Here is a 22,910-nt window from a genome sequence, read left to right as displayed (position 1 = left end):
TACTCACACGAATACCTGGCTGATTACAACCAAACCTTTAATGTAATCAGCCACTTTTACAGATACTTTGGGGTCAGAGTAAACGCCCAAAGTGACTGTCGTTAAAGCAATACTGACTATGGCTGTCACAGACGATCTTTTAAGCAAATACTGAATATGCAATTAGCCTCTTTAACTTTTTTGTGGTGCCTACTGTGTGATAAAGCATCCCCAAAAACTCAAGCTGCTTGTAATTGTGGCACCTCGAGATTGATTTTTTCGCTTAAAGTATTTTCAGCAATTTTTAGGTCATAAGTAGTTTGCAGGTTTAGCCAGAACTGGGCAGTGGTGTTAAAAAACCTTGCCAGTCTAAGGGCGGTATCGACAGTGACACCTCGTTTTTCACGCACAATATCGTTGATTCGTGGAGCAGGCACGCGTAACTGCATCGCTAATGCATGCGGTGTCATCTCCAGTGGCACCAAAAACTCTTCACGTAGAATTTCGCCTGGATGAATAGGCCTTAATTTACTTGTTGTCATGATTGCTCCTATTTGTGGTAATCCACGATTTCAACGTCTGTCACACCTGTGCTAGTCCATTTAAAACAAATACGCCACTGATCATTGATTCTGATGCTGTATTGCCCGGCGCGGTCACCACTTAAACTCTCGAGCCTGTTTGCTGGCGGTGCTCTTAAGTCTCCCAACGCAACCGCACTGTTAAGCATATGTAGTTTACGCTCAGCCACCGTTTGAATATTTTTAAATCGTTTGGGTGCGTCACCATCAAACAGTTGTCGGGTATCTTTGCAATGAAATGACAAAATAGACATAGCCAATAATATAACGGATACCGTTAAACGTCAAACATTAAAAAATAACCAGAATAGGAAAATGTTTGGGGTCAGCCTAAAAACCATCAATACCTTGACTGTGCCACTAGAATCTGCCACTTACTCACAATAATACCTGGCTGATTACAACCAAACCTTTAATGTAATCAGCCACTTTTGCAATACCGCCTCTCGCCTACTCCATCTAAATCAATCACTTACCACAGCCCTGAGCCAGGGCATAAATATTGCAGCAATGAGTTCACTCATGCCTGCGGTGTCGTCATATGCGTTTTTTCACCCCCACCAATACCGACCTTTACTGGAACAACCTTAACCTGAGGTGGGTTTACACCGACTTGTTCCGCAGCATTTATGGTCAGACCAAGAACTTTCACCTGGCGAATGACGTATTGCATGACGCGATTGTTAAATTTGCGGTGAAAAACAGCCTCAAGCAGGTAGATGAGCCACAAGCTTATTTGCGCGGCATTGTTAAAAATACCATCGTCGACTACTACCGCGATTCTTGCCATTATGTTGATTTGGACATTGCAGGTAATCAATCGCCCCTGATTGACCCGGAACATGCGCTCAGCGACCGTTATTCGCCAGAGAAAATTGCGGATATCAAGCAGCGCATGCTGGCGTTGCAACACATTATCGACTGCCTGCCACCCAAATGCCGTCAGGTGTTTTGGATGCACAGGATTGAAGAACAGGCGCAGAGCGAGATTGCATTGGCGTTGAAGATTAGTGTGAATATGGTTGAAAAACACATGATCCGCGCGCTGGTGGATATTGCTTTAGCCAAACATTATCTGCTCAACGAAAAATGACACCACCCAAACATGCTGCACTTGAGCAGGCTTCTAAATGGTTTTTGCGCTTAAAAGACGCGGCGCCTGACCATGCCGACCGCGGCAAGTTTGAAGCCTGGCTGATGGCCTCTGAAGCACACAGAGAGGCTTATCAGATGATTGCTGAAACCTGGGATGACTTTGACTCTTCTGAGCAGGTAACACAGATTTCTCATGCCATGCGCATGCGTAAGCTCGATGAAGATATGCGCAAACGTCAGCATGCGACGCGCTTTGCCAAACTTGGTGCAGTGGTCGCCATTGGCCTGGCAAGTGTGTTTGGCTTTCATCAATGGCAATTATGGCGGGCACAGCCGCTGGAGACCATCGCGCAAAATAGCGCCCCTGGCCAGATGGTGAGCCGCTTTTTATCTGATGGCACCAAGCTCACGCTAGACGCTCACAGCGATACACAAGTGCTGTATTACCGTGACAAACGCTACGTTAAGCTACTGCGCGGTCAGGCTGTGTTTGAGGTGGTTAAAGATGCTAACCGGCCGTTTGTGGTTGAGAGCGATCACGCCAGAATCACGGTGAAAGGCACGCGCTTTTTGGTCAACATGGTCAACCATAAAACAGTGGTTGCGGTTGATCACGGCAAAGTGCTGGTTGAAAGCCTGGCCGCAGGCCAAACCAGCGCTGCGCTGATCACCAACAACCAGGTCGCAGAAGTCACACGCAACCAAGCGCCAGTAACGCTACACAAACCTGCCAGTGACTACTTTGCCTTTTTGCAAGGCAAGCTTATTTTTGATGGCGCAGCCATGAGCGAAGTCACCGAGACATTGTCACGTTACCGGCAGACACCGTTAGTTAACCACTCGACGACGCAGACTGAAATCTCGGCAGTGGTCGATGTAAAAACGCTCAACCGATTTATTCACACCCTGCCATCGGTCGCGCCAGTAAAACTGCAAGAGTCAGCAAGCCAAACCACCGTGATTGATCGTTAGATCATCACAAGTTTTTACCTTTTGCACGTCAGGGTGCGTGCGCCCTCCCCGTCAATAAAGTTGTGAGGAGACTTTAAATTGACAGGGAAGCCTATGTTTAAAACTAAAAAAATTCGTCTGCTAAGTAAACAATCTGCACTACTGCTGTGTGCCATCACACATTTAAACACCGCAGCAGCAGAGCCACTCAACGTTGGGATTCCGTCCAATATCAACATCCCATCGCAACCGCTAGGCAGCGCACTCAAACAATTTGCCACGCAAACTGGCAAAAATATCATTTATGACAAAACGCTGGTTAACGGCAAAGTCTCACCACCGGTGCAAGGCAACTACGCCGAGCTAGAGGCGCTCAAACGCGTGCTCGAAAACTCAGGCCTGGAGGCTGTGCAAGAAGATGGCACCATCGTCATCCGCACCGCTCGCCCCACGGTTGAAAAAAAGGTCGAAACTCTAGACCTCAACACAGTCGAAGTCCGCGCCAAACGCTTTTATGAAATCGGCCCGCTGCCCGGCTTAGGCCTCACCAAAGAAGAGATCCCCGGCAACGTGCAAAGCATTTCAGCCAAGGAGATCAAAGAGGCGCACTCTCTAAGTCTCACCGACCTCATGAATCGAAAACTGCAATCGGTGACAGTGAATGACTATCAAGGCAACCCGTTTCAGATGGATGTGCAATACCGTGGTTTTACCGCAGGGCCGCAGATTGGCACGCCGCAAGGCTTGAGTGTTTTCTTTGATGGCATCCGCGTGAATGAGCCATTTGGTGATGTCGTGAACTGGGACATGATTCCCATGAATGCTTTGTCGAGCGTTGATGTGTTCCCAGGATCGAATCCGATTTTTGGTTTAAACACATTAGGCGGCGCATTCTCACTTAAAACTAAAGATGGCTTTAATAACGCTGGTGCTGATGCTGAGATACTCACTGGCTCTTTTGGACGTAAGCAATTACAAGTAGAGGGCGGTGTCAACAATGGAAAGTTTGCATTATTTGGAGCGGGCAACTTTTTCCTTGAGGACGGCTGGAGAGTTAACTCTCCCAGTAAGGTTAACCAGCTCTTCACCAAGGGTAGTTATCGCGGAGAAAAACTGGATCTGAATCTGAGCAGCCTAATTGTTCAGACTGACTTGGTGGGTAACGGCCTAGTGCCATCTCAAATGTATGCACAAGATCGAGAAGCAACATTCACATCAGAGGATACAACAAAGAACAAGCTCCTTCAGTTTCAACTTTCGGGTGCTTTTCAGGCAACTGAGAATTTCAGCATCACGAGTCAAATTTACAGAAGAGAAAGCAAAAGACACTCATTGGGTGCCGATGCTTATATGGACGGCTTTGGAAGTGAACAATACATTCAGCGTAATCTAGCTCAGGGGGAGCAGTTTAGTTGTAATTTTATTAGCACGAATAAATATGGTATCCCAGATTATTATGTATTTGATTTAGCAGACCCTGGGGATTTTAGTTCTAACCCATTTATTGCGGACTTTTTGGCGAACAGTAGTGATCCTAGCTATGATTTAGAGGCTCAGTTAGCAGCCTTGGCGCCAAACTCAAAAAACCGGGATCTTTCAAATGATGCTGGATCTTCCACTTATGCTGAGCAAGCGCGCATAAATTTTCTTTACTACCAAAATCTTCAGAATTCTCTATTCACAAACTTGACCGTACCTGAGCTTGCGTCAATTGAAACCTATTCGAATGGCGAAGCCTCTTACTCGCTCTCTGGGGGCACGGGGATTGCAGACTCCAGGTTTAGTACATTCAACGTTGACCCTTTGTCTGAAGGTGGTGGAAATTATTTTTATACAACGGATGGAGTCAAACATTTGGTTGTAAGTATTGCGCCAGTGAATAAAGATGCATGTTTACAAGCCTATGATGCAAATCCCGCAGCCCCGCTTACGATAACGAATGCTCAGAATCCTGGCGGAATTCTACCGGATGGCGTGTTGAACAATCTTCCTGGCGTTGTTGATGGAACACCAGTCTCATTGATTACCAATAACAATATTAGACAAGTAGTCGATGGATTTTCAACCCAATTCAACTGGAATCTGGAGAAGCATAAGTTGATGGTTGGAATCTCGCTAGATTCTGCGAATGCATCATATAAAAATAGCCAGCGCTTGGGTTTGTTTGATGAAAACCGCAAGGCATATTTATCGCCAGAAGATATTCGCGACGAATATGCAGCTGCAGATGTAGATTTTGCAAACAATAATTTTAAAGGCACCTCACTGACTAAAAGTATTTACTTCAGTGATACATGGAGCCCGATTGAGACCCTACATATTACCAGCGCAGCCCGATACAACCAGACCCGAATCACAAACAAAGTAGCAACGCGTACCGCATTTGAATTTTTCGATTTAGCTAAATATCGAGCTTATCCTGATTTTTATGGTTTATGTATCGGGTCCGAAGAAAACTGCCCCACTACTGGCTATAAACCAGTGGATGGCGGCAGGCTTTTAAAACCTGCTGAAACTGAAAAGTTTAGTTTTTACTCACTCAATCCATCTTTGGGTGCTATATGGCAAATCAAAGAAAACCTAAGTGTTTATAGTAATTGGGCTCAAGGTACGCGCGTGCCAAGCGTAATCGAGTTGGGGTGTGCATTTGACCCGAGGCCATCAGGCTTTACTGGGTACATAGACGCAAACGGCAATGGGCTTCAAGATCCAGATGAGGTTGTGGATATTCCTAGGAGCCTTGCTGAGAATAGAAGCTGTACATTACCTACAACACTCTCTGGCGATCCATTTTTGCCCCAAATCAAAGCAACTACTTATGATATGGGATTGAGAGGAACACTGGGTGAGAGTATTCAATGGAACATTGGGGCATACCAGACTGATTTGAAGAATGATATTTATTTAGTCTCAGTTGGCGCTGCTAACAGTTATTTTCAGACTATTGGCGAAACACGTCGTAGAGGGATTGAAGCAGGAATCTCAGGCAAAAAAGATAAGCTTGGATTTAGTCTCAATTATGCACTTACCGATGCTACCTTCCAAGACAGCTTTCGAATGAACTCAGAGAATAATAGCAGTGCGGTATCTTCATACTACAACGCAACGGGAGATGGCGAGGTGTTCCGCTTTATTACAGTTAAACCTGGAGACCGAATGCCTGGCGTTCCTCTACATAATCTGAATGCAAATGTCAGATATGACTTAACAGATAAATGGTCGATAGCACTAAATGCAGTAGCGCATTCTGAGAGTTTTCTACGTGGAAATGAAAACAACGAACATAAATCCGGCGTAACAGAATATATCACCGTGGAAATACCAAACGGTGCTGGCGGCTTTGTACAAGTAAGGCAGCCCCGCCAACCTACTAACAATCCAGGGAAAGTTTCTGGATATGCCACGTTTAACTTTCAAACAAGTTACAAGTTAAGTAAGGAGTGGACAGCCAGTTTAGTGGTTAACAATATTTTTGATAAAGAATACTTTAGTGCAGGTAGATTGGGTCGGAATCCATTCTCACCAAGTATTTATGGAGCCATCGGTCCTGGTGGCTATAACCATAACTCAGGTGATTGGCTGAGTACTAATTTTATTGCGCCAGGCGCGCCAAGAGGTGTCTGGTTTAGCTTGAATTGGCATTTTGTGCCGGACTAGTTCCAGCAACAATCACTGCTTTTACTTTACCAAACCATAAAATCTTGTTGCATAAATATACGCAACTTACGTACAATAATTAAATGAGAGCTCTATTTATTGAGTTGACCGCATTTGCCCGTTACCGTCAGGATTTTCTGGATGATGAAGGCTTTCGGGCTTTGCAAAATGAATTGATGCAAAACCCGGAAGCTGGTGATGTGATTGAGGGGGCGGGAGGTTTGCGGAAAATGCGCTTTGCTGATGCAAAGCGTGGCAAAGGCAAACGAGGAGGATTGAGAGTCATCTATTATTGGTGGGCGTCTGGCCTCCAGTTCTGGCTTTTTACGCTCTATAGTAAAGACGATAGAGATGATCTGAGCCCAGACCAAAAAAGAGTGTTAAAAGAGTTAATCAAGCATGAATTACAAGCAAGGAGTTCAACATGAACCGAGATATTTTTGCTGAGCTACAAGAAGGGTTTGATGCCTTGGAACAAGTGCGTACAGGCAAACTCACCTTGCGTACGCACTTGGTTGAAAAGAAAGCAGTGCCACACATCACCCCACAAGATTTGTTGCAATTGCGCGAGCGCTTGCATTTGTCGCGTGGGGTATTTGCGCGCTATTTGCGCACGAATGAACGTACTTTAGAAAACTGGGAACAAGGACGTGCCAGGCCGAATGCTCAGGCCGCGGTGCTGATTCGCATGGTGGAGCAATATCCGGATACGGTTGAAAGACTTTCAAGCATTTAGGTTGCAACAGTGTGTCATAAAAAGCCCTGCTTAACAGGGCTTTTTGCCATTATGCTAACTCTTGGGTATCAACACCGCACTCACGGTATGAATCACGCCGTTATCCGCATTGATTTCATCGCCAACCACTTTCACGTTATTCACTTTCACACCATCCGTCACTGACAGCTGCAAATCGGCACCCTCGAGTGACTTAATTTTACCGGCACTCACATCGGCCTGCGTGACTTTGCCGGGGTATACATGATAGGAAAGCACTTTCTTGAGTTGATCCGGGTTGGCCATCAGTGCCTTGAGCTTGGCCTTAGGTAGCTTGGCAAACGCGGCGTCGTTAGGGGCAAATAAAGTGATCGGCCCCTTATCATTCAGTGCGCCCTCCAAACCAGCGGTTTTGACGGCTTGCAAAAAAGTTTTAAAGTCGCCCTCTTGCTCTGCTGTTTGCAACAGGGTGTCAGCACTGGCATGGTTGGTATAGCTGAGTGCAAGAAGAGTGAGTACAAAGAGTTTGTTCATGAGTATTCTCCAAATATTAAAACCAAAAACGTTTACTGCCGTCGACACGAACCACCTTACCCATCCTTTCTTACATGGTGCTTACCCGCTCGCCCATTAAACTTACACTAGGCTGACAACAACCCCTCAAATTGGCTCGCGATCATATTCGCCATGACCGGTTAAACACAGACAGTCATAATCCCGTCACGCAAGCTGGGCAAGATAAAGCCATCCCCAGCCTTGGAGCGCAGTGAACGATGTTGATTGTGACGGATACCTTCCAGCAGACCAATGGCGTTTCGACCACTTATAAAAACCTGCGCCGGATCGCCAGGTCGCGTAACATCCGCTTCCGCGTGCTGCATCCCAGTTTGTATCGCTGGATGCCATTGCCGTTTTACCCGGAAATCCAGCTCAACCTGCAACCTTTCCGCCTGTGGCGCACCCTCAACCGCATGCAGCCAACCCAATTGCACATTGCGACTGAAGGACTGATGGGCTTGGTGGCGCGGCACTGGTGCAAGTTAAATCAAAAGCCGTACACCACGGCTTACCACACACGCTTTCCAGAGTATCTTGCATTGATGTGGCACATCCCGGCACGCTGGACCTATGCCTATTTACGCTGGTTTCATCGCGGCGCTTTGACCACCTTTGTGGCGACCGAAGGCATGCGTCAAACATTACTCAAGCAGGGATTTCATCACCTGGTAATCTGGTCGCGCGGCGTCTCCGAGCAATTAATGAGTTCAACAACCAACACCCCACCCACAAACAAATTGCGCGTTTTGAACGTAGGCCGTGTCAGCAAAGAGAAAAACCTGGATGCATTATGTATTTACCAGGATGAATTTGAGATTACGATCGCAGGGAATGGCCCTTATTTAGAAACCCTCAAACAAAAATACCCTCGCATCCATTTTGTAGGCTACCGCTATGGCCAGCAGCTAGCCGAACTGTATGCGCAACACGATGTATTCGCCTTCCCTTCCCGGACCGACACCTTTGGCATTGTGATGATAGAAGCCATGTGCAACGGCTTGCCCGTCGCCGCTTTTGATGTCACCGGCCCCAGAGACGTGGTCGAACAAGGATTTTCCGGCGTGCTACACCACGACCTCAAGCAAGCGATTGTGCGCTGCGAGCTATTAAACAAACAAGCCATTCGGCTCAAAGCCCGCAGCCTGTGGAGCTGGGCGCATTGTTTTGATACGTTTCACCATCACTACCGCACATCCGGCGAGCAAGCAGTTAACCTGACGCACCAGATGTGGCATGACGAATGCACACCAATGCGGTAAAATACCTGATCTAATTAGTCGGGCATTACCGCAGGAACCTCAGGCATGGCCATTAGCGAACTTATCATTCAAAGCACCTTAAAACTTTGCATAGACCCCAATACCGGCAAAGACTTCGTCAGCGCCAAATCAATCAAGAACATTCAGATCAATGGCAACGATGTCAGCCTCGATGTGGTGCTGGGCTACCCTGCACAAAGCCAACTGGAATCTATTCGCCAGCAAATAACTGACGCACTGAAAACTATAGATGGCATTGACAGGATCACCGTCAATGTGGGTAGCCGCATCGTGGCACATGGTGTGCAACGTGGCGTGAATTTATTGCCTAACGTGAAAAATGTGATTGCCGTGGCTTCAGGCAAAGGCGGTGTCGGCAAGTCCACCACCTCAGTCAACCTCGCGCTGGCGCTGGCCGCCGAAGGCGCTACGGTGGGCCTGCTGGATGCTGATATTTACGGCCCTAGCCAGCCACAGATGCTGGGCATTTCTGGCCGCCCGGATAGCGCCGACGGCAAAAGCATAGAGCCTATGCGCGCGCACGGCATCCAGGCCATGAGCATCGGCTTCCTGGTCGACACTGACACGCCCATGGTATGGCGCGGCCCGATGGTCACCGGCGCACTGGAGCAACTATTGCGCGACACGCGCTGGCAAGACCTGGACTACCTGGTCATTGACTTGCCACCAGGCACCGGCGATATCCAGCTGACATTAGCGCAGAAAATCCCGGTGACTGGCGCCATTATTGTCACCACGCCGCAAGACATTGCTCTATTGGATGCGCGCAAAGGCCTGAAAATGTTTGAGAAAGTTGGCATCCCGATTTTGGGCATCGTCGAAAACATGAGTACGCACATCTGCTCCAACTGCGGCCATGAAGAGCATATTTTTGGTGCTGGCGGCGGCGCGGTGATGGCCAACGACTACAACGTAGATTTACTGGGCAGCTTACCGCTGGACATCAATATCCGCATGCAAGCCGATAGCGGCCAGCCGACCGTGGTCGCCGCGCCCGACAGTGCCATTGCACAAAGCTATAAAGAAATCGCACGCAAAGCCGCGAGCAAAATCGCCATCGCCAGCCTGGATCACAGCGCTAAATTCCCTAATATTGTGATTCAAAAAACCTAACTCCCACCCTCAGCAAGGACGTTGCATATGTCACTCCGCAAACACCATATTGCAGAAGGCCTGATGGGCACGCAATACGAAACCATGGATGAACATATGCAACGTGTCGCCCGGCACATGACCGAGCGCCACCCGGTGTCGCGCAACCTGGCCGCGCATCACACCCATGAAGTGCCCAGTCGCGGCCAGCGTGCAGCCGATGCCATGGCCCGCTTTGGCGGCTCTTGGACCTTTATTTTTATCTTCCTGCTGATTCTGGTGAGCTGGGTGATCCTGAATTCCGTGATCCTGCTTCGCAGCAACAGTGCGTTCGACCCCTATCCTTATATTCTGCTCAACCTGTTTTTATCCATGCTGGCGTCGATTCAGGCACCGATTATCCTGATGTCGCAAAACCGGCAATCAGAAATTGACCGCCGCCAGGCTGAACACGACTACGAAGTGAATTTAAAAGCAGAATTAGAGATTTTACTGCTCCATGAAAAACTGGATGGCTTGCGTGAGCAGCAGTGGCAGGAACTAATTCTTTTACAGCAAAAGCAAATTGGGTTACTTGAGCAGTTGCTGGCTGAAAAACATTAAAAACAATGACTTAGCCACAGAGGGCACAGAGAACACAGAGTTAAAAACCTGAGAGACTTTTTTCTGTGACCTCCTTGTCCTCTGTAGCTCAAACAAATACTTAACTGAAGTTGAAGGGTTATAAAAAAGCCACAAAGATTTCTCTCTGTGGCCTCTGTGTTCTCTGTGGCTTTAACTTAAGCTTAGTTAAGTGCAACTCCAAAGCAATATACATCAACACCATTAGGCGATTGTATCAAAGTCGCTGGAATCGCCACGCCGTTACGCCAATTATCGACGGCTTCTTGCTTACCTGCGCCAGTGACCAGGAACATAACTTCATGCGTATTATTGAGGCGATCTTGGCTAATGGTAATGCGATCTGCAGGCGGCTTGGGCGAGTTGAATACTGGCACGGCATCTGCGGTGTTATTCACCACCTGGCCGGGGAACAGGCTGGCGGTGTGACCATCTTCACCCAGACCTAAAATCACCAGGTCAAACGTACGCACACCTTTCAGTGTTTCCGCATACGCTTTCGCGCCTTCAATATTGCCCAATTCAGCCGGAATATCATGAATCTGGCTGGCGGGAATGGCCACATGGCTTAACCAGGCATCGCGCGCCATTTTGCTGTTGCGCTCGACATGATCCACCGGCAAGCAGCGGTCATCATTGTGATACACGTGCCAGTTAGCCCAATCTGCATCGGCCTTGGCTAATAATTGGTAAACGGCTTTGGGGGTACTGCCACCCGCCAACACAATCAGAAAACTACCATGTTTGGCAATGGCTGCATCCGCTGCCGCCAAAACTCTATTGAGAGCCGCCTGGTTAATTTCTTCCTGGGATTGAAACGAGTGCCAACGAGTTTGAACATTCAAAGACATAGAAAACCTGTAAAAAACAATACAAAAAAGCGTGCGCAGCCTTTTAGTGCGTGACTGCATTTGCTATAATTATATCCGACTCGACATGATAATTCTGCAAAATTATCCGAAGCACTGATCGAGTTCATGCCATCCAAAAGATGGGTGTCTCTTAAAACTATCCTCACACCATAGGAAAATCCGAATGAAATTAGCAATGATTGGCTTGGGCAAAATGGGCGGCAACATGGCTGCACGCTTGCTGCGTCACAAAATTAACGTGGTTGGTTTTGACTTCAATACCGAATTCGTTAACAGACTCGTAAAAGAAGAAGGTCTGGAAGCAGCAACCTCAGTCGCTGATGCAGTCAGCAAACTCGAAGGCCAAAAAATTGTCTGGTTGATGTTACCAGCGGGTGAAATCACCGAAAATCAAATCAAAGACCTGATCCCACTGCTGAACAAAGGCGACATCATCGTTGACGGCGGTAACTCAAACTACAAACACAGTCAGCGCCGTGGCGCAATGTTAGCTGAACATGGTATCGGCTTTATCGACTGTGGCACTTCCGGTGGTGTTTGGGGCCTGGACAACGGTTACTGCCTGATGTACGGCGGCGACAAACAATACGCTGACGTATTGGCTCCTTATGCACAAGCATTGACACACGCTGACCGCGGTTGGGCGCACGTGGGTCCAGTTGGTTCTGGCCACTTCACCAAAATGATCCATAACGGTATCGAATACGGCATGATGCAAGCATTTGCTGAAGGCCTGGACCTGATCAAAGGTAAAGAAGACTTCAACCTGAACTTGGCGCAGATCACAGAATTGTGGCGTCATGGCTCCGTGGTTCGCAGCTGGTTGCTAGACTTGACCGCTGAAGCTTTGAAAGAAGACCAAAGCCTGCAAGCAATCGCGCCATACGTGGCTGACTCTGGCGAAGGCCGTTGGACTGTGGTCGAAGCCGTTGAGCAAGGTGTTGCAGCGCCAGTGCTGACAACTGCGTTGCAAGCACGTTTCCGTAGCCAAGACTCAGAAGGCTATAGCTACAAACTGCTGTCACTGATGCGTAATGCATTTGGTGGTCACTCAGTAAAAACCAAGTAATCAAACAAGCCTCTCTCCATGGGAGGCTTTTTGCTGATTACGGTTGTTTTTTGATATGGGAAAGGCTTGCCCTTTCCCGTTTACATTTTTATCTTAAGGTTAGAAATGACGAATAAAATTGATCCATGCACCTTGGTATTATTTGGCGCAAGCGGCAACCTGGCCCGCGTTAAATTGTATCCTGGTTTGTTCAGGCTCGACCTGCTGGGCCGTTTGCCTGATGACATGAAAATTATCGGCGTTGGCCGTCAAGTGGTTGATCTGGATGCCTGGCGTGCAGACATCAAATCCATGCTGGATACTAAATTTAAAAAAGGTTACGACCAAAAAGTGTTTGAACGCTTTATTGCCCGTAACTTCTACCATGCCAACCCACCAACAGATCCAGATGCATTTAGCAAACTGAAAGCCACCCTTAGCGACGAAAGCGTTTTCCCGCAAAACCTGGCTTACTTCCTGTCTGTGCGCCCGGTTGACTTCGCCCCAGTGGTGGAATCATTGGCCAACGTTGGCCTGACGCAAGAAGACAAATACTGGCGCCGTGTGGTAATCGAGAAGCCATTTGGCACCGACCTGCCTTCTGCCAAAGAATTGCAAGCGGCGATTACCAAGCACCTCAAAGAAAGCCAGATTTACCGTATCGACCACTACCTGGGCAAGTCTGCACTGCAAAACATTTTGCTGCAACGCTTTACCAACACCGTGTTAGAGCCAATCTGGAACAACCAGTACATCGACCACGTACAAATCACCAACACCGAAATGTTAGGCGTTGGCGACCGTACGCAGTTCTATGACAGCACTGGCGCCTTGCGTGACATGTTGCAAAGCCACATTCTGCAAACATTGGCACTGACCGCCATGGAACAGCCGAAAGACCTGTCACCAGAAGGCGTGCGCGATGCAAAAATCGCTTTGCTGGAGCAGATTCGCCCTATTCCAGTCAACGAGCTGGAAAAACATGCTTTCCGTGCGCAATATGCTGCTGGTGAAATCAACGGCGAAAAAGTGCCTGGTTACCTGGAAGAGTTGGGCAACAATGACAGCGTGGTGGAAACCTATGCTGCTCTGAAATTGTTTATCGACAATCCGCGCTGGAAAGGGGTGCCGTTCTACATCCGCACGGCCAAACGCCTGCACGAAGCCGATACCCGTATTTCTATCCGCTTCAAAAAAGCGCCACTGCAAATCAATGATCAGGACCAAAACTGGCTCATCATTGGTATCCAGCCACGTGAGTGCATCAAACTGGAAGTGCAATCCAAGATTCCTGGCCTGGACGTGCAAACACGTACTATCCAGCTGGATGCCGCCAACCGTTGGGATAGCGATGACTCCGTAGATGCCTACGAAGCCCTGTTGCTCAACCTGATGCAAGGTGACAACTCCAACTACCTGCACATTTCTGAAGCAGAAGCACAATGGCGCCTGGTGGATCCAGTCGTTAAAGCCTGGGCAGAAGACAAAAAGCCGGTACATCAGTACCCTGCTGGCAGCCGCGACCCTGAAGCGTCCAAAGTTATCTTTGAAGCTGAAGACCAGTTCTGGCGTTACAGCATTGAATTAGGCGGCGACAAATAAGGATCAGTGGCCTTCTGGCCACTGGCTGAAAAAATCGCCAAAAATTCACAAAAAATTTGCAAACTTGACAGCTTTTGTTGTTATTATTTGCACCTACTAAAAGCGGAGTTTAAACTCCGCTTTTTTCTCTTTAAGACAAGTAAATCAATACGCTGAGACTGGATATCGGAATGAGCATTAAGTCGGACAAATGGATACGCAGAATGGCTGAACAACACGGCATGATTGAGCCGTTTTCACCGACCTTAGTGCGTGAAGCGAACGGTGAGAAAATTGTGTCCTACGGCACCTCTTCTTACGGTTACGATATCCGCTGCGCTGACGAATTCCGCGTGTTCACCAATATAAACAGCACCATTGTCGACCCCAAGCAGTTCGACCCGCAGTCATTTGTTGAAGTCTCAGGCAAAGGCTATTGCGTGATTCCACCGAACTCGTTTGCGCTGGCACGTACCGTAGAATACTTCCGCATCCCACGCTCGGTATTAACCGTTTGCCTGGGCAAATCGACTTATGCGCGCTGCGGTATCATTGTCAACGTCACGCCGTTTGAACCAGAGTGGGAAGGTTATGTCACCCTGGAATTCAGCAACACGACACCACTGCCTGCCAAAATTTACGCCGGCGAAGGCTGCGCCCAAGTCCTGTTTTTTGAGTCTGATGAAATTTGCGAAACCAGCTACAAAGACCGTGGCGGCAAATATCAGGGCCAGGTTGGCGTGACGCTGCCAAAAATATAGCTGTACCCAACATTGAAGAACAACCCATATTCACCACAAAGGCACCGAGTAAAAGCATGGCTTGCTCAGTGCCTTTGTACTTTGAGTTACACGTTTCAGTGACAAGTTAAGGATTCATTGAATGAAATTTAGATTTCCCGTCGTCATTATTGACGAAGACTTCCGCTCCGAAAACTCTTCCGGTCTCGGCATCCGTGTACTGGCGAAAGCCATCGAAGATGAAGGCGTTGAAGTACTAGGCGTGACCAGCTATGGCGACCTGACCTCATTTGCGCAACAGCAAAGCCGCGCTTCTGCGTTTATCTTATCCATTGATGATGAAGAAATCGTCGAAGAGAAACCAGAAGCCATCGAGCAATTGCGCAATTTCGTCGCCGAGATCCGCTACCGCAATGAGGAAATTCCGATTTTCCTGCACGGTGAAACCCGTACCAGCCGCCACATCCCTAACGATGTCTTGCGCGAGCTGCACGGCTTTATTCACATGAATGAAGACACGCCTGAGTTTGTGGCACGTTTGATTATCCGTGAAGCAAAAGCTTACCTGGACAGCCTGCCACCGCCGTTCTTTAAAGCGCTGACACACTACGCGGCTGACGGCTCTTACTCATGGCACTGCCCTGGCCACTCTGGCGGCGTCGCCTTCTTGAAATCGCCTGTGGGTCAGATGTTCCACCAGTTCTTTGGTGAAAACATGCTGCGGGCCGACGTCTGTAACGCCGTGGATGAATTAGGCCAGTTACTGGACCATACCGGCCCGGTAGCCGCTTCTGAGCGTAACGCAGCGCGCATTTACAACTGCGACCACTTGTATTTTGTCACCAACGGTACTTCAACCTCCAACAAAATCGTCTGGAACTCCACCGTGGCACCAGGTGACATTGTGGTGGTTGACCGTAACTGCCATAAGTCCGTGTTGCACTCCATCATCATGACCGGCGCGATTCCGGTATTCCTGATGCCAACCCGCAACCACTTCGGCATTATCGGACCGATTCCCAAGAGCGAGTTTGCCTGGGAAAACATCCAGAAAAAAATCGAACGCAACCCGTTTGCCAGTGACAAAAACGCCAAACCTCGCGTATTAACCATCACGCAGTCTACCTATGACGGCGTGTTATATAACGTCGAAGAAATCAAGGAAATGCTAGATGGCAAGATAGACACGCTGCACTTTGACGAAGCCTGGTTGCCACACGCCACCTTCCATGACTTCTACGGTGACTATCACGCCATCGGCGCTGACCGCCCGCGCTGTAAAGAGTCTATGGTGTTCTCTACCCAGTCTACGCATAAACTGCTGGCAGGCTTGAGCCAGGCCTCACAGATCCTAGTGCAGGACGCGCAAGACAATCACCTTGACCGCGACCTGTTTAACGAAGCCTATTTGATGCACACCTCCACCAGCCCGCAATATTCGATTATTGCCAGCTGCGACGTGGCCGCCGCCATGATGGAAGCGCCTGGCGGCACTGCCTTGGTAGAAGAGTCCCTCAAAGAAGCGCTGGATTTCCGCCGCGCCATGCGCAAGGTGGACGAAGAATGGGGCACCGACTGGTGGTTTAAAGTCTGGGGCCCGACGGACCTGTCAGAAGACGGCCTGGAAGAACGTGATGCCTGGATGTTGAAAGCCAACGAACGCTGGCACGGCTTCGGCAACCTGGCCGAAGGCTTTAACATGCTGGACCCGATTAAAGCCACCATCATCACGCCAGGCCTGGACGTAGACGGCGAATTCTCAGATGAGTTTGGTATCCCGGCGGCCATCGTCACCAAATACCTGGCAGAACACGGCGTCATCGTCGAAAAAACCGGCCTCTACTCATTCTTTATCATGTTCACCATCGGCATCACCAAAGGCCGCTGGAACACCATGGTAGCTGCCTTGCAACAATTTAAGGACGACTACGACAAGAACCAGCCATTATGGAAAGTCCTGCCTGAATTCGTGCAGAAACATCCGCGCTACGAGCGTATTGGCCTCAAAGACCTGTGTACGCAGATTCATGAAGTGTACAAAGCCAATGACGTCGCACGCCTGACCACAGAAATGTACCTGTCAGACATGGTGCCAGCCATGAAACCAACCGATGCCTTCTCAAAAATGGCGCATCGCAAGATTGAACGTGTTGCTATCGACGAACTGGAAGGTCGCGTCACAGCCGTACTGTTAACGCCCTACCCGCCAGGCATTCCATTGCTGATTCCTGGTGAACGTTTTAACAAGGTGATTGTGAATTACCTCAAGTTTGCACGTGAGTTTAACGAGAAGTTTCCAGGCTTTGAGACCGATAACCATGGCTTGGTGAAACAAATCGTGGATGGTAAAGCAGTGTACTACGTGGATTGCGTGAAACAGGAAGACTAGTTCGTGTGATGTTACATGAGGGAAACGCCAAAGCGTTTCCCTTTTTTGTTTTTAAGGCCAGCAGTGCTTAAAAGTGCTGATAGTCTTCAGCTAGGCCGCTGGTGGTGATTGATATAAAAAATTGTTCTTTGCTTGCACAAAACGAAAGCTGTTTGATGAGCGATCTATTTCGCCTTTTTGGCGAGTTACTTTTCTTTGCTTGCACAAAGAATAAGTAACCAAAAGAAAGTGCACCCCAGCTTCCGCTTGTTTCCTGCGTTGCTCGTCAAAATAAGCGGTCACGAAACTCAACCTAGCGGCCTGCACAAGACGCAGGCCACCGCGGGATTCGGACAGTCGCTCCCTTCTTTCTTATTTTGCCTGCGCTACTCGGCGCGGCAGATGGGGACCCCGAACACCATGCGACTGCCACCCTCGATGGTTATAAGAAAAGAATTGTTTTTTGAACTGTCCAAACTTCAACGATGTAAGTTTGATGAGAAGAATCCCATCCCATCACGCTGAGTAGCGGAGACGAAGTGGGGGTAGTCGGCCATCGTCTGTTCGAGTTCCGCGGTGGCTTGCGTCTTTTGCAAGCCGCTAGGGCGAGTTTCGATGGACGCCCACTTTGTTGAGCAACGCAAGGGAGCCGCAGGCCGTGATGGCTGGGTGTCGTCCTCTTTGGTTACTTTCTGGGGGACAAGCACCAGAAAGTGACTCGCCGAGAGGCGAAAGAAAACATCCAATCAACTCATCAACAACAAATGAAAGAGCAACATTTGAATAAACATCTAACCAACTAGATTCAATCTACGACAGAATGAAGTTGCGATCGAAATCTGAATGAGGTTCACCCTTTAGGCCCGCCGCTGATAAACCATATCACTATAATGCAGTCCATTCACCGAGGTATGCCCTTCCTCACTCACCAACGCCCAGTCATGCATCTCGATTTCCGGGAAAAATGCATCGCCGCCTACATGTGCATACACGCGTGTGATATATAGCCGCGTGACGTAGGCCAGGCCTTGTGCATACATCTCTGCACCACCAATCAAAAATGGCTCATCATCACCTGCACAGGCAGCGAGTGCCTCTGGCAATGAATGTACGACTTTGGCACCTTCAACCGCATATTCAGTATCGCGCGTCACGATCACCGTGGTGCGTCCTGGCAGCAAGCGCCCCAGCGACTCATAGGTTTTACGGCCCATGATGATGTGGTGACCCATGGTGAGTTGTTTGAAGCGTTTGAGGTCTTCTGGCAAGTGCCAGGGCAATTGGTTGTTGTGGCCAATCACCCGGTTGTCGGCGTGGGCAACGATGAGGGAAAGTGCTTGCATAGACATCTCTTAAAAAGCGGATAAGCGTTTGAGGTCATCAATAATGGCCTGGCTATGGCCGTCTGGATTGACGTTGCTGTAGGTCTGCGCAATCATGCCTTGTGGATCAATGATAAAGGTCATGCGTTTGGCGGCCTGCAATATACCTAGATTTAACAAAGCGCCGTAGGCATCGGCCACCTGGCCATTGGTATCTGCCAGCAAGGGGAACGATAAACGGTGTTTTTGTGCAAAGTCAGCATGGCTGGCGACGCTGTCTACGCTCACGCCAACAACCTCTGCGCCCAGGGCGTGGATTTGCTGGATATCGTCGCGAAAATGACAGGCTTCGCGCGTGCAACCCGGCGTGTCATCCCTGGGGTAAAAGTACAGGATCAGCCATTTGCCTTGCCAGTCAGCCAGGCGGCGCGTATGGCCTTGCGCATCCGGCAACTTGAAATCGGGGGCTTTCATGCCAACACTGACGCGGTTCGAGGGCTGTTGATACTGACGATAACCCCAGATGGCTAGCCATAATATCAGTCCGTACATGATCAGTTTGATGAGCATTGCTTGATTTCCCCTGTAGACGTGAAGTGACTTTAAAGTGGGCCTGATGACCGTTTGGCCGTTGACGCTTTAAGCTGCTTATTGTACCTTAATCCGCCATCTGTCATTTTAAGGTCATACGCAAACGTTTGAAGTGTTGCAGTCTCTCCCATGAATAATGAAGCCATTGCAAAACTGCTCAAACTGATTGCCGATGACCCGTCGCGCTGGGATGCCTACCAGAAGCTGGCTGGCCTGATGTTAAAAAATCAGGAGTTTCATGCCGCCGAACAGTATTTACTGCAGGCGATCAGTTTACAGCCCAACATACTTGAGTTGCATGTGCAACTGGCGAACCTGCATATGCGCACGCAGCAGTTTAAAGCCGCGCACGAATGTTATAAAAAAGCGATTGCCCTGGATGCCAAACAGGCGCAACTGTATTACCTGGATGCCCGCGCGCTGAAAAACATGGGGCGCACGCAAGAGGCGATTTTACGCCTGCGCACCGCGACCAAATTCGACCCACAGCAATCGCAGGCATTCAGCGAATGTGTAGACCTGATGCTGCAGGCACAACAGCCAGAACAAGCAGCGAACATGCTCAGGCAAGCGGTCGCCGCCCATCCAGAACATGCGCACTTTCACTATCGTCTGGGCGTGTTATGCCAGCAATTGCAGGCGACGGATGAAGCCCTGCAATGCATGCAACAGGCGATCAATATCCAGCCAGACTTTGCCGAAGCCTACCACCAACGTGCCCTGATGTTGCAACTCCAGGGGCAAACACAAGCGGCGCTGGACAGCTTTAACGATGCCATTCACTATCAGCCCAATTTGCCGGTGCCGTATAACAACCGCGGGGTGGTACTCTGCCAGCTCGGCCAGTATCCGGCAGCCATTGCCGATTTTAGGCAGGGGCTGCAACTCAACCCTGGCTACGCCTCGGCCTATTGCAATCTGGGGCTGGCGCTGTATGAGAACGGCGACACCGACGAGGCATACTCCTGCCTCAGCACGGCCCTGCAACATGCGCCGCAGCACGCACAAGCCCGTTATTACCTGAGCATGCTCAAGCTGGCCAGAGGCGAATATGAAGACGGTTGGCCCATGTATGCCTCGCGTTTTCAGCTATTGCCAGATCCGCAACGGCCGGACCCGGGCTTATTGTGGCGTGAAACCGGTTCGCTGGTTGGCAAAACCATCCTCATCCAGGCTGAGCAAACACTGAGCGATAGCTTGCAGTATTGCCGCTATATTCCGCTCATTAAAGCCTTTAAGCCTAACCAGATGATTGTTGCGGTACCCGAGGCTTTGTTTGACTTAATGAACGCCCTTTGGGCACAAGATGCAGGCATTTTGGTGATTCGCCAGGACGGGCGGCCACTGCCGCATTTTGATGTGCATTGCCCCATGCTGAGTTTGCCCGCGGCGTTTAACACGCGACTGGATACGATTCCATCCAGCCTGCCCTATCTGCAGATTGCTGAGCGGCACCAGTTGCCCTGGCAACAACTGTTAGGCCCTGCACGCCGGTTGCGTATCGGCCTCAACTGGTGCGGAGATGCAGACAACAAATATGACCGTTTACGCAGCATTCCGCTCTATGCGATGGCACCGCTGCTGCAAATGGAAGTCGAATGGCACAGCCTGCAAAAGGAGTTCCGCCGTGAAGACCATATCATGCTCAAGCGCTTCCCCATGCTGGAATGCCACCATCCGGCGCTGACAGATTTGACGGAAACGGCCGGACTGATCATGCAAATGGACCTGGTGATTTCAGTCGATACCGCCGTCGCCCATCTGGCAGCGGCCTTAGGCAAAACTGTCTGGTTATTGCTGCCGCACCAGGCGCATTTCCGCTGGTTGCAACATCGGCAAGATAGCCCGTGGTATCCGGGCATGCGGTTATTCAGGCAAGGCGCTGAAGAGCCTTGGGAGAATGTGATTGACCAGGTACACCAGGCGATTACCGACCTGTTGGCAAACCGGCCTGGCGAAACCTGAGCAAGACTTTAAGGGACTAGTGCGGCACGCCGACAATATGCATCACGCGCTCCACATCCACATGCAGCAGTTGAGCGATGTCTTTATAGTCATCCGGCAAAGCCGCATTGCCCCAGCCATCGGCAGAATGCCGGGCCAGATTCACCGCTAGCTGTACATTGCGCACGCGTGGCAAATGGGCACGTTGCTCATCCATGAGGTCGGTCAACAACGATGGCAGATTAAACACCCTGACCAATTCAGCTTGTAACTCCACCACGCGGAAACCGAGTACGTCTTGCTGCACCACCCGGCTGCGCAAGGTTTTATCGGCCGCCTGGCGTTTGCTGATCTCGCTCATGGCTTCAGGGTTAAAACACCACATCAGCATTTCGGCAAAGTCATACAACGAGGCTGCCACGCGCAACTCCTCGGCATGCAAATCCATCAGGTGTGAAGCAAATTCAGCGGCAAAATAGCCAGCCCGGTGGGCGCGTATCATCAGCTTTAATAAATCCACCAGCGCAGGCACATGCTGGTTCAGTACATCTTCCACGTGTGGCACGGTTGGAATCTGGGCAAAAAATGTACTGGTCCCCATCATGATAATCGCCTGCTCAACCTGCACCAGGTCTTGCAACTGGTGGCGACTGCGGTGATTATTGGCGTAGGTCAGTACTTTAAACATCATGAGCGGGTCGTTAATCACCACCCGCGTAATATCACGCGCACCGGTTTCGTCTTCATGCTCACGCAACTGCGCCAGTTCCCTGGCCGTTTGCCGCAAGACAGGAATATCTGCCTGTTGAAAAAAAGCGACCCAGTCCTTGACGGTCCGGTTTGCCCTTGCTTCGGTGAGTGTCACCATGTGTTCGCTCCAGCTTGATGATGCGCCCGAGTATAAAACATTGGCACCGCATGCGATGTCGCAATCAATCGCACAAATCGGCGCCTGTTTCTTTTTATGGCATATCCATTTTGCACCCCTATAAGCTTATCGCCAAGAAAGGCGCGCTTCTTTAGTGATGACTGATAAATGCCTATGTTAGAATGACATTTTAGTTATTGATTCCCAAGCGAGCCAGCACTTACGCTGGCTTTGAAGGTCATCAGGCATATGGCAATTATTCTGCACACCCCCGAAGAAATTGAAAAAATGCGCGTCGCTGGCCGTCTGGCCTCAGAGGTGCTGGACTACATCACGCCGTTTGTCGTGGCTGGCGTCACCACCAACAAGCTGGACCAGTTATGCCATGACTATATCGTCAATGTGCAACAGGCGATTCCCGCGCCGCTTAATTATGCGCCAGATGGCCATACGCCTTATCCCAAGTCTATTTGCACCTCGATCAACCAGCAAATTTGCCACGGCGTGCCCAGCGAAAAAGAGCTGAAAAATGGTGATATCGTCAATCTCGATATTACCGTGATCAAAGATGGTTATCACGGTGACACCTCACGCATGTTTATGGTCGGCAGCGTCACGCCACAGGCAAAACGCCTGTGCGAACTGACCTACCAGGCCATGTGGCGTGGCATTGAAAAAGTGAAACCTGGCAATACGCTCGGCGATATCGGCTACGCCATTCAATCGTTTGCCGAAAAAAATGGCTACAGCATCGTGCGTGAATTTTGCGGGCATGGCATAGGCAAAAAATTCCATTGCGAACCGCAAGTGCTGCATTACGGCAGGCCAGGCGCTGGCCTGACGCTCAAAGCAGGCATGATCTTCACGATTGAACCCATGATTAATGCCGGTCGTCGCGACATTAAATTCATGTCCGATGGCTGGACAGTGGTCACCAAAGACCGCAGTTTGTCGGCCCAGTGGGAGCATACGGTACTGGTCACCGAAGAGGGTTTTGAAATCATGACGCTATCTGCCGGTACGCCGCCGCGCCCCGTTCTCTAGGCG

The 22,910-nt window shown here is 49.7% G+C and carries 21 protein-coding genes; 14 read left to right on the top strand and 7 right to left on the bottom strand.

From position 1 onward, the window contains the following. Positions 1-218: 218 nt before the first annotated feature. Positions 219-521, bottom strand: coding sequence for a HigA family addiction module antitoxin (locus tag INP78_RS04600; protein WP_194740970.1), 303 nt, complete (start codon positions 519-521; stop codon positions 219-221). 8 nt (positions 522-529) lie between these two features. Beyond that, a complete protein-coding gene (locus tag INP78_RS04595) occupies positions 530-814 on the bottom strand; it encodes a type II toxin-antitoxin system RelE/ParE family toxin (RefSeq protein WP_194740969.1) in 285 nt (94 codons plus the stop codon). Between the two features lie 287 nt (positions 815-1,101). Between INP78_RS04595 and INP78_RS04590 the strand changes: the two genes are divergently transcribed. The 5 genes from INP78_RS04590 to INP78_RS04570 all read left to right on the top strand — a co-directional run bounded on the left by INP78_RS04590 (position 1,102) and on the right by INP78_RS04570 (position 6,999). Beyond that, positions 1,102-1,653 (top strand): RNA polymerase sigma factor, encoded by a 552-nt coding sequence (locus INP78_RS04590; protein ID WP_194740968.1) that lies wholly within the window; start codon positions 1,102-1,104, stop codon positions 1,651-1,653. Continuing rightward, positions 1,650-2,627 carry a FecR domain-containing protein gene (locus INP78_RS04585; protein ID WP_194740967.1) on the top strand — a complete coding sequence of 326 codons (978 nt, stop codon included), beginning with the start codon at positions 1,650-1,652 and terminating at the stop codon, positions 2,625-2,627. The genes INP78_RS04590 and INP78_RS04585 overlap by 4 nt, the downstream gene beginning before the upstream one ends. Positions 2,628-2,720: 93 nt before the next feature. Beyond that, positions 2,721-6,263 (top strand): TonB-dependent receptor, encoded by a 3,543-nt coding sequence (locus INP78_RS04580; RefSeq protein ID WP_194740966.1) that lies wholly within the window; start codon positions 2,721-2,723, stop codon positions 6,261-6,263. Between the two features lie 83 nt (positions 6,264-6,346). Next, complete coding sequence (locus tag INP78_RS04575) at positions 6,347-6,691, top strand: type II toxin-antitoxin system RelE/ParE family toxin (protein WP_194740965.1); 345 nt, start codon at positions 6,347-6,349, stop codon at positions 6,689-6,691. Further along, the gene (locus INP78_RS04570; RefSeq protein WP_194740964.1) at positions 6,688-6,999 is read left to right on the top strand and encodes a DNA-binding transcriptional regulator; all 312 of its coding nucleotides are present in this window, start codon (positions 6,688-6,690) and stop codon (positions 6,997-6,999) included. The genes INP78_RS04575 and INP78_RS04570 overlap by 4 nt, the downstream gene beginning before the upstream one ends. A gap of 54 nt (positions 7,000-7,053) precedes the next feature. Here INP78_RS04570 and INP78_RS04565 read toward each other — a convergent pair whose 3' ends face one another. Further along, complete coding sequence (locus tag INP78_RS04565) at positions 7,054-7,512, bottom strand: fasciclin domain-containing protein (RefSeq protein WP_194740963.1); 459 nt, start codon at positions 7,510-7,512, stop codon at positions 7,054-7,056. Between the two features lie 239 nt (positions 7,513-7,751). On the opposite strand from INP78_RS04565, the gene INP78_RS04560 reads away from it, so the two are divergent. From INP78_RS04560 to INP78_RS04550, 3 genes are read left to right on the top strand one after another with little or no spacing between them, the layout of a single operon-like run. Beyond that, the gene (locus tag INP78_RS04560) at positions 7,752-8,795 is read left to right on the top strand and encodes a glycosyltransferase family 1 protein (protein WP_194740962.1); all 1,044 of its coding nucleotides are present in this window, start codon (positions 7,752-7,754) and stop codon (positions 8,793-8,795) included. Positions 8,796-8,840: 45 nt separating this feature from the next. Then, complete coding sequence (gene apbC / locus INP78_RS04555) at positions 8,841-9,929, top strand: iron-sulfur cluster carrier protein ApbC (RefSeq protein WP_194740961.1); 1,089 nt, start codon at positions 8,841-8,843, stop codon at positions 9,927-9,929. A 27-nt stretch (positions 9,930-9,956) separates the two neighbouring features. Next, entirely contained in the window at positions 9,957-10,511 is a 555-nt protein-coding gene (locus INP78_RS04550; protein WP_194740960.1) for a DUF1003 domain-containing protein, read from the top strand. A gap of 182 nt (positions 10,512-10,693) precedes the next feature. On the opposite strand, the gene pgl is transcribed toward INP78_RS04550, so the two are convergent. Beyond that, positions 10,694-11,380 (bottom strand): 6-phosphogluconolactonase, encoded by a 687-nt coding sequence (gene pgl / locus INP78_RS04545; RefSeq protein ID WP_194740959.1) that lies wholly within the window; start codon positions 11,378-11,380, stop codon positions 10,694-10,696. A 184-nt stretch (positions 11,381-11,564) separates the two neighbouring features. Between pgl and gnd the strand changes: the two genes are divergently transcribed. From gnd to INP78_RS04525, 4 genes are all read left to right on the top strand, one after another. Continuing rightward, the gene (gnd, locus tag INP78_RS04540) at positions 11,565-12,470 is read left to right on the top strand and encodes a phosphogluconate dehydrogenase (NAD(+)-dependent, decarboxylating) (protein WP_194740958.1); all 906 of its coding nucleotides are present in this window, start codon (positions 11,565-11,567) and stop codon (positions 12,468-12,470) included. A gap of 105 nt (positions 12,471-12,575) precedes the next feature. After that, positions 12,576-14,051 (top strand): glucose-6-phosphate dehydrogenase, encoded by a 1,476-nt coding sequence (zwf, locus tag INP78_RS04535; RefSeq protein WP_194740957.1) that lies wholly within the window; start codon positions 12,576-12,578, stop codon positions 14,049-14,051. Positions 14,052-14,221: 170 nt separating this feature from the next. Next, a complete protein-coding gene (gene dcd / locus INP78_RS04530; protein WP_194740956.1) occupies positions 14,222-14,791 on the top strand; it encodes a dCTP deaminase in 570 nt (189 codons plus the stop codon). Between the two features lie 121 nt (positions 14,792-14,912). After that, positions 14,913-17,159, top strand: coding sequence for an arginine/lysine/ornithine decarboxylase (locus tag INP78_RS04525; protein WP_194740955.1), 2,247 nt, complete (start codon positions 14,913-14,915; stop codon positions 17,157-17,159). 836 nt (positions 17,160-17,995) lie between these two features. On the opposite strand, the gene INP78_RS04520 is transcribed toward INP78_RS04525, so the two are convergent. Both INP78_RS04520 and INP78_RS04515 read right to left on the bottom strand, forming a co-directional pair. Further along, positions 17,996-18,481 carry a dihydrofolate reductase gene (locus INP78_RS04520; RefSeq protein WP_194740954.1) on the bottom strand — a complete coding sequence of 162 codons (486 nt, stop codon included), beginning with the start codon at positions 18,479-18,481 and terminating at the stop codon, positions 17,996-17,998. A 9-nt stretch (positions 18,482-18,490) separates the two neighbouring features. Further along, entirely contained in the window at positions 18,491-19,030 is a 540-nt protein-coding gene (locus INP78_RS04515) for a peroxiredoxin (RefSeq protein ID WP_194740953.1), read from the bottom strand. A 150-nt stretch (positions 19,031-19,180) separates the two neighbouring features. On the opposite strand from INP78_RS04515, the gene INP78_RS04510 reads away from it, so the two are divergent. Next, the gene (locus INP78_RS04510) at positions 19,181-21,016 is read left to right on the top strand and encodes a tetratricopeptide repeat protein (RefSeq protein ID WP_194740952.1); all 1,836 of its coding nucleotides are present in this window, start codon (positions 19,181-19,183) and stop codon (positions 21,014-21,016) included. A gap of 16 nt (positions 21,017-21,032) precedes the next feature. Here INP78_RS04510 and INP78_RS04505 read toward each other — a convergent pair whose 3' ends face one another. Further along, positions 21,033-21,863, bottom strand: a complete 831-nt coding sequence (locus INP78_RS04505; RefSeq protein ID WP_194740951.1) for an HDOD domain-containing protein — start codon at positions 21,861-21,863, stop codon at positions 21,033-21,035. Positions 21,864-22,112: 249 nt separating this feature from the next. On the opposite strand from INP78_RS04505, the gene map reads away from it, so the two are divergent. Beyond that, a complete protein-coding gene (gene map, locus INP78_RS04500; protein WP_194740950.1) occupies positions 22,113-22,907 on the top strand; it encodes a type I methionyl aminopeptidase in 795 nt (264 codons plus the stop codon). Positions 22,908-22,910: the final 3 nt, after the last annotated feature.

The organism is Methylophilus sp. 14, from assembly GCF_015354345.1.
Classification (GTDB): domain Bacteria; phylum Pseudomonadota; class Gammaproteobacteria; order Burkholderiales; family Methylophilaceae; genus Methylophilus.
This window is presented reverse-complemented; position numbering and strand designations above follow the sequence as displayed.

Bases quoted from the DNA above. Each gene is read 5' to 3' on its own strand.
- INP78_RS04600 (WP_194740970.1), bottom strand. From the start codon at position 521: ATGACAACAAGTAAATTAAGGCCTATTCATCCAGGCGAAATTCTACGT.
- INP78_RS04595 (WP_194740969.1), bottom strand. From the start codon at position 814: ATGTCTATTTTGTCATTTCATTGCAAAGATACCCGACAACTGTTTGAT.
- INP78_RS04590 (WP_194740968.1), top strand. From the start codon at position 1,102: ATGCGTTTTTTCACCCCCACCAATACCGACCTTTACTGGAACAACCTT.
- INP78_RS04585 (WP_194740967.1), top strand. From the start codon at position 1,650: ATGACACCACCCAAACATGCTGCACTTGAGCAGGCTTCTAAATGGTTT.
- INP78_RS04580 (WP_194740966.1), top strand. From the start codon at position 2,721: ATGTTTAAAACTAAAAAAATTCGTCTGCTAAGTAAACAATCTGCACTA.
- INP78_RS04575 (WP_194740965.1), top strand. From the start codon at position 6,347: ATGAGAGCTCTATTTATTGAGTTGACCGCATTTGCCCGTTACCGTCAG.
- INP78_RS04570 (WP_194740964.1), top strand. From the start codon at position 6,688: ATGAACCGAGATATTTTTGCTGAGCTACAAGAAGGGTTTGATGCCTTG.
- INP78_RS04565 (WP_194740963.1), bottom strand. From the start codon at position 7,512: ATGAACAAACTCTTTGTACTCACTCTTCTTGCACTCAGCTATACCAAC.
- INP78_RS04560 (WP_194740962.1), top strand. From the start codon at position 7,752: ATGTTGATTGTGACGGATACCTTCCAGCAGACCAATGGCGTTTCGACC.
- apbC (WP_194740961.1), top strand. From the start codon at position 8,841: ATGGCCATTAGCGAACTTATCATTCAAAGCACCTTAAAACTTTGCATA.
- INP78_RS04550 (WP_194740960.1), top strand. From the start codon at position 9,957: ATGTCACTCCGCAAACACCATATTGCAGAAGGCCTGATGGGCACGCAA.
- pgl (WP_194740959.1), bottom strand. From the start codon at position 11,380: ATGTCTTTGAATGTTCAAACTCGTTGGCACTCGTTTCAATCCCAGGAA.
- gnd (WP_194740958.1), top strand. From the start codon at position 11,565: ATGAAATTAGCAATGATTGGCTTGGGCAAAATGGGCGGCAACATGGCT.
- zwf (WP_194740957.1), top strand. From the start codon at position 12,576: ATGACGAATAAAATTGATCCATGCACCTTGGTATTATTTGGCGCAAGC.
- dcd (WP_194740956.1), top strand. From the start codon at position 14,222: ATGAGCATTAAGTCGGACAAATGGATACGCAGAATGGCTGAACAACAC.
- INP78_RS04525 (WP_194740955.1), top strand. From the start codon at position 14,913: ATGAAATTTAGATTTCCCGTCGTCATTATTGACGAAGACTTCCGCTCC.
- INP78_RS04520 (WP_194740954.1), bottom strand. From the start codon at position 18,481: ATGCAAGCACTTTCCCTCATCGTTGCCCACGCCGACAACCGGGTGATT.
- INP78_RS04515 (WP_194740953.1), bottom strand. From the start codon at position 19,030: ATGCTCATCAAACTGATCATGTACGGACTGATATTATGGCTAGCCATC.
- INP78_RS04510 (WP_194740952.1), top strand. From the start codon at position 19,181: ATGAATAATGAAGCCATTGCAAAACTGCTCAAACTGATTGCCGATGAC.
- INP78_RS04505 (WP_194740951.1), bottom strand. From the start codon at position 21,863: ATGGTGACACTCACCGAAGCAAGGGCAAACCGGACCGTCAAGGACTGG.
- map (WP_194740950.1), top strand. From the start codon at position 22,113: ATGGCAATTATTCTGCACACCCCCGAAGAAATTGAAAAAATGCGCGTC.